This is a genomic window from Terriglobales bacterium, assembly GCA_035624475.1.
In the GTDB taxonomy this organism is placed as follows: Bacteria; Acidobacteriota; Terriglobia; order Terriglobales; family Acidobacteriaceae; genus DASPRL01.
In genome coordinates, this window is record DASPRL010000057.1 from 1 (window position 1) to 5,375 (window position 5,375).

The 5,375-nt window shown below is 67.5% G+C and carries 6 protein-coding genes; all 6 read right to left on the reverse strand.

Translation table 11 applies throughout. The features are described from left to right. Positions 1 to 250: 250 nt before the first annotated feature. Positions 251 to 523 carry a UBP-type zinc finger domain-containing protein gene (locus VEG08_02670; protein ID HXZ26883.1) on the reverse strand — a complete coding sequence of 91 codons (273 nt, stop codon included), beginning with the start codon at positions 521 to 523 and terminating at the stop codon, positions 251 to 253. 8 nt (positions 524 to 531) lie between these two features. Continuing rightward, on the reverse strand, positions 532 to 1,479 hold the full coding sequence (locus tag VEG08_02675) for a DUF5996 family protein (GenBank protein ID HXZ26884.1): 948 nt from the start codon (positions 1,477 to 1,479) through the stop codon (positions 532 to 534). 117 nt (positions 1,480 to 1,596) lie between these two features. Continuing rightward, positions 1,597 to 2,631 (reverse strand): isocitrate/isopropylmalate family dehydrogenase, encoded by a 1,035-nt coding sequence (locus VEG08_02680; GenBank protein ID HXZ26885.1) that lies wholly within the window; start codon positions 2,629 to 2,631, stop codon positions 1,597 to 1,599. Next, positions 2,632 to 3,123, reverse strand: a complete 492-nt coding sequence (gene nrdR / locus VEG08_02685) for a transcriptional regulator NrdR (GenBank protein ID HXZ26886.1) — start codon at positions 3,121 to 3,123, stop codon at positions 2,632 to 2,634. A gap of 88 nt (positions 3,124 to 3,211) precedes the next feature. Beyond that, a complete protein-coding gene (locus VEG08_02690) occupies positions 3,212 to 4,282 on the reverse strand; it encodes a lysylphosphatidylglycerol synthase transmembrane domain-containing protein (protein ID HXZ26887.1) in 1,071 nt (356 codons plus the stop codon). 158 nt (positions 4,283 to 4,440) lie between these two features. Further along, positions 4,441 to 5,142: a lytic transglycosylase domain-containing protein gene (locus VEG08_02695; GenBank protein ID HXZ26888.1), complete on the reverse strand. Its 702-nt coding sequence runs from the start codon at positions 5,140 to 5,142 to the stop codon at positions 4,441 to 4,443. Positions 5,143 to 5,375: the final 233 nt, after the last annotated feature.

Here is a 5,375-nt window from a genome sequence, read left to right on the forward strand (position 1 = left end):
CGCACTGGCGGCGCGGAAGACCATCGTGGTCTTTCCGCACCGGCCGCCCACCCGCGGCGGCCGCTTCGAGAAGTACAAGGAAGCCTGGGATCTCCTGGCCGGCTGATCGGCCCCCACACGCGAACGGGCCGGGTGTGAGCAGCGAAGGGCATCGGTGCTGCGCGCGAGGTCCTTCGGGGGCTCAAGCCCCCTCAGGATGACGCCCTGAAAGCTGATTGGTCTTCCTCCGTGTCCTCCGCGTCCTCTGTGGTTAGCTTTCCCCGAGTTCGCCCTCGACCTGGTCCAGGTAGCACCAGGTCCAAGTCTCGCCGGGCTCGATGGAGCGGATGACGGGGTGCTTCGAGCGGTGGAAGTGCTTGGTGGCATGCTTGTTCTTGGAGGAGTCGCAGCAGCCCACATGGCCGCACTCCATGCACAGGCGCAGGTGGACCCAGGTGTCGCCGGTCTTGACGCAGTCTTCGCAGACGCGGGTCGCGGTTTGCGTGATCTTGGGGCGGACCAGATGGGGACACTCGCCGGCCATGTCTCCTCCTAGGCGGCGGACGTGCCCGCCGGGCGCTCCAGGGCGGCGCGGTCCCACTGGCCGAGGTTGGCGCCGGCCTCGTAGGTGCTCTCCAGGAACTCCATGAGTGTGGCCGAGGGCGAGGCGGCGCGGCGCATGTCCTCATACAGAAGGATGAACTCGCCCAGGTCCTTGTTGTAGGCGGCCTGGCGCGGGCGCACGGGCTGCTGCGCGAAGCCGGCGGGCTCGGGAGCGGCGTAGGCGTAGAAGGCGGGGTCGGGGAACTGCAGGCTGCCCGGCCACCAGCCCGCGCTCAGCACCTCGTGAGAGTAGGCCTCGCGCATGATCTTGCGCAGGATGGGGTCGGCATCCTGGCGCTCGGGGGCGCGGCGGCCGTTGAAGCGCGTGACCGCCAGGTCGCAGCCTCCCCAGAAGAAGTGCACTGGGCTACATTTGCCCAGGAAGCGGGCGCGGAACTGCTCCAGCACCGCTCCACTGGAGAGCAGGATGCGCCAGAAGTTGTGGGCCGCCTGCGAGTCGTAGGCGGCGTGGACGGTGTCGCGGTCGAAAGGGATGGGATCGGGGATCTCCACCGGCACGGTCCAGATCTTGACCTCCGCGCCCATAGACTTCAACGCGGCCAGGAACTCGCGGTAGAAGTCGGCGACCGAACGCGGGGCCAGGGCCAGGTCGCGGGCGGAGCCGTTGCTCGCGCGCAGGTGGAGCTGGTGGTCGAGGAAGTCGAACTCGATCTCCAGGGCGCGCTCGCCGCAGGGCATGGCGGAGGTGGTCAGCCCGCGCGGCGTGAGGTAGAGCGCGACGTTCCACCAGTGGTTGACCAGCGGGGTGAGCGCCAGGCGCGCCTTGCCCACCATCTGCAGCCACATGTGCAGGGTGGCCCAGGTGTCCCTCCAGGAGGCGAAGGGCAGGGCGGGCCAGGCGCCGGGGGAGTCGAAGGAGCGGGTGGGGGCGAACATGTCGTGCTCCGAAGGAGCCCTAGTATAAGACATCGGGTGATCGGGTGATCGCGGGAACGGACTGCAGATCCCTCGCAGGCTGAAGCCTGCTCGGGATGACACCCTGAGCGAGAACGGTCAGGCGCTCTGAGGGGCGGGAGCGGGGACGCCGGCCATGGCGGCGATGACTTCGTCGGCGAACTCGGAGGTGGAGGCGGAGCCGCCCACGTCCCTGGTGAGCTTGTCCTTGCGGTGGCGGTAGACCTCTTCCAGGGCGGCCTGGACGCGCTCGGCGGCGGCGCGCTCCTCCAGGTGGCGCAGCATGAGCACCGCCGACTGGATGACGGCGGTGGGGTTGGCGAGGTTGCGTCCGGCGATGTCGGGAGCGGAGCCGTGCACCGCCTCGAAGATGGCGCACTCGGTGCCCAGGTTGGCGCCGGGCACCAGCCCCAGCCCGCCCACGAAGGCGGCGCATAGATCCGAGATGATGTCGCCGTAGAGGTTCTCCAAGAGCAGCACGTCGTACTGGTAGGGATTCATCACCAGTTGCATGCAGGTGTTGTCGACGATGTGCTCGCCGTAGGTGATCTCGGGATAGTCCTTGGCGACGGCGCGGGCGCAGCGCAGGAAGAGGCCGTCACTCATCTTCATGATGTTGGCCTTGTGGATGGCGAAGATCTTCTTGCGGCCCTCGCGGCGGGCGTAGTCGAAGGCCCAGCGCGCGATGCGGGTGGAGGCGCGCTCGGTGATGATCTTCAGGCTCTCCACCACGCCGGGCACGACCTCGTGCTCGATGCCGCTGTACTCGCCCTCGGTGTTCTCGCGCACGATGGCCAGGTCCACGCCGGGATAGCGGGTGGGGATGCCGGGCAGGTTGCGGATGGGGCGGAAGTTGGAGAAGAGCTCGAACTTCTTGCGCAGGGCGACGTTGATGGAAGGGAAGCCGCCGCCGATGGGGGTGGTGACCGGGCCTTTCAGGCCGACGCGGGTACGCTCGATGGAGTCGATGAGTTCCTTGGGGATGTATTCCTTGTACTTCTCGTAGGCCTCGGCGCCGGCGGCGAAGGACTCCCACTCGAAGCGGAGGCCGGTGGCCTCGAGGATGCGCACGGCGGCGTGGGTGACCTCGGGCCCGATGCCGTCGCCGGGGATGAGGGTGATCTTGTGCGCCATCTAGGATTTGGCCGCGCGGCTCTTGGCCGGGCGCGGCTCCTTGGTGTCGAGCAGGTCCTTCAGCTCCGCCATGAACTCCTTCACGTCCTTGAAGTCGAGGTAGACGCTGGCGAAGCGGACGTAGGCCACCTTGTCGTGCTTCTTGAGGCGGTTCATGATGAGCTCGCCGATCTCGGCGGTGGTGCGCTCGCGCTCGGGGGAATCGATGACGAAGGCCTCGGCCTCGTTCACGATCTGCTCCAGCTTGCCGATGGCGACGGGACGCTTCTCGCAGGCGCGCAGCAGGCCGTTGAGCACCTTCTGGCGGTCGAACTTCTCGCGGCGGCCGTCCTTCTTGACCACCATGTAGGGGATCTCGTCGATGCGCTCGTAGGTGGTGAAGCGCTTGCGGCACTTCAGGCACTCGCGGCGGCGGCGGATGGAGTCGGCTTCCTTACTCTCGCGCGAGTCCACCACCTTGTCGTTGATGAAACCGCAGAATGGGCACTTCATCGCCGGCGCATTTCCCCCGGGTGATTCTATCAGGCCGGGCGCGTCCGGCCCCGTGCCGGAACCAAAGCGTGGACCGAGGACGCCGGGCTCAGCCGGCGCCCTCTTCCTGCTCCTCGCCTTCCTGCTTGAGGCGGCTGAGCGAGAGGTGCTCGTAGCGCGCCAGGATCAGGCCCACAGGGGTGATGGACCAGAAGGTCACCAGCCAGAGCAGGATGCCGCAGCTCACCGCCAGTTCCGGGCGCACGCCGAAGACGCCCTTGAGCATGGTGATGACCGCCAATTGCGAGCCGCCGCCCACGGCGGGCAACTGCAGCACCGCGCCCACCATGCTGGCGCCCATCAGCAGCAGCACCTGGGTCAGGGTCAGCGACTGCAGGATCTGCGACTCGGAAAAAGCGTGCGTGACCTGCAGGTAGGAGCCGGCCACGCACAGCCAGATCAGCAGCGAGAGCCCACTCACCAACAGGAAGTCGGCGACGCTGTGCAGGGTGTTGAGGCCTTCGCCGAAGGCGCGCACGCGGCCGGCGGCGTGGCGGCCGAGCGCCGGCGAGAGGCGTCCCAGGGTGCGCTCCACCCAGGCGGCCACGCTCGAGCTGTGGCGGAGCAGGGCGGCGGCGCCCAGGGCCAGCCCTCCCGTCAGCAGCATCAGCAGGATCCCTCCCCAGCGCATGCGGCGCAGGGCGCCGGGGTGCAGGCTGTGAAAGTAAGGCATGGCGTGCAGTTGCCGCGGAAAGACGAACAGGGTGAGAGCCAGCATGACCACCACGGCGGCGGTATCGAAGATGCGCTCCACCGCCCACACCGCGAGCTGCGAGGAGAAGGTCAGGTTCTGGCGGCGGGCGATCAGGTAGGGACGGATGAGTTCGCCGGGACGTCCGAAGAGCGCCAGCCCGGTGAAGCCGATGACCGTGGGCGGGGTGAGCGCCCACGCCGAGGCCCGGACGGAGGGCGGCAGCAAGGTGCGCCAGCGCAGCGCCCGCAGGTAGTAGACCACCCAGATCAGCGCGACCGCGCTCAGCACCGGCAGCACCCGCACCTGCCCGAGCTGCTCCCGGAAGACGGCCCAGTCGAAGCGCTTCCAGGTGCGGAACTCCAGGTAGGCCAGGCCCACCAGGATGGCGAGGGTCACCGCCGGGATGAGGATGCGCCTCTTCTTCATGTCCGGGGAATGCCGGGGACGGAACTGCCACAGTAAACGAGGCGGGGGGAATGGTCAACGCAGGAAGGTTTCAAGGTTTCAATGTTTCAAAGTAGGCCGGGGCGAGCATAGACCTACGTCTTTGAAACCTTGAAACTCTGAGACCTTGAAACCTGTACTCAGGGCTTTGTCTCCGTTGCCTTGCTCGTCGTCGACTTCGCTGCCGCCTTCTGCTGCGCGGCCTTCTTGCGGTTGAAGTCGCGGAGGACGCGGGCGACGTAGGCCTGGGTCTCGGGGAAGGGCGGGAGGCCGCGGTAGCGGGCCACGCGCTCCGGTCCGGCGTTGTAGGCGGCCAGCGCCTTGACCGGGTCGCCGTGGTACTGCTGGAGCAACTGGCGCAGGTAGGCGGTGCCGCCCTGCACGTTGGCGGCGGGGTCGAAGGGGTGGAGCACGCCGAGCTGGGCGGCGGTGCTGGGCATCAGCTGCATCAGCCCTTGCGCGCCCTTGGGGGAGACGGCGCGGGGGTTGTAGCCGCTCTCGGCGCGGATCACGCTGTGGATGAAGTCGGGGTCCACCTGCTGCTGGCGGCTGGCGTCGGCGATCGCCTGTTGAATGGAGCCGGGATCGGCCGTGGCGGCGGGCGCGGCCTCCGCCGGCGGCGGATCGTCTTCATGTTCGAAGCCCGCGACCTGGTCGCTGGGGACGTCGACGAAATTGGCGTCGCCCGCGTCCAGGTAGAGGCGGATGACGGCGCCGCGGACCTCCTTGTGCTGGTAGCGCAGGGTGAAGCCGTTCTTCAGGCGGGCCAAGTCGCCGGCGAAGGCGGAGAGAGACAGTCCCAGGAGGAGCGCCAGCACGGCGAGATTTGTTGATTTCTTCATTTCTTCATTTATTGATTGGCCGGGCTGCCGGCCTTGCGGGAGGAGCGCACAGCGGCGGGGACAATCAATAAATCAATAAATCTACAAATCAACAAATCTCTCTACTGCGGCCGCGACGCCGGCCTGGTCGTTGGGCAGGGTGACGGCCCAGCCGGCCTGCTTCAGCTCGTCGGCGGCATTTCCCATGATAACCCCGGTGCCGGCGAAGCGGAGCATCTCGATGTCGTTGTAGT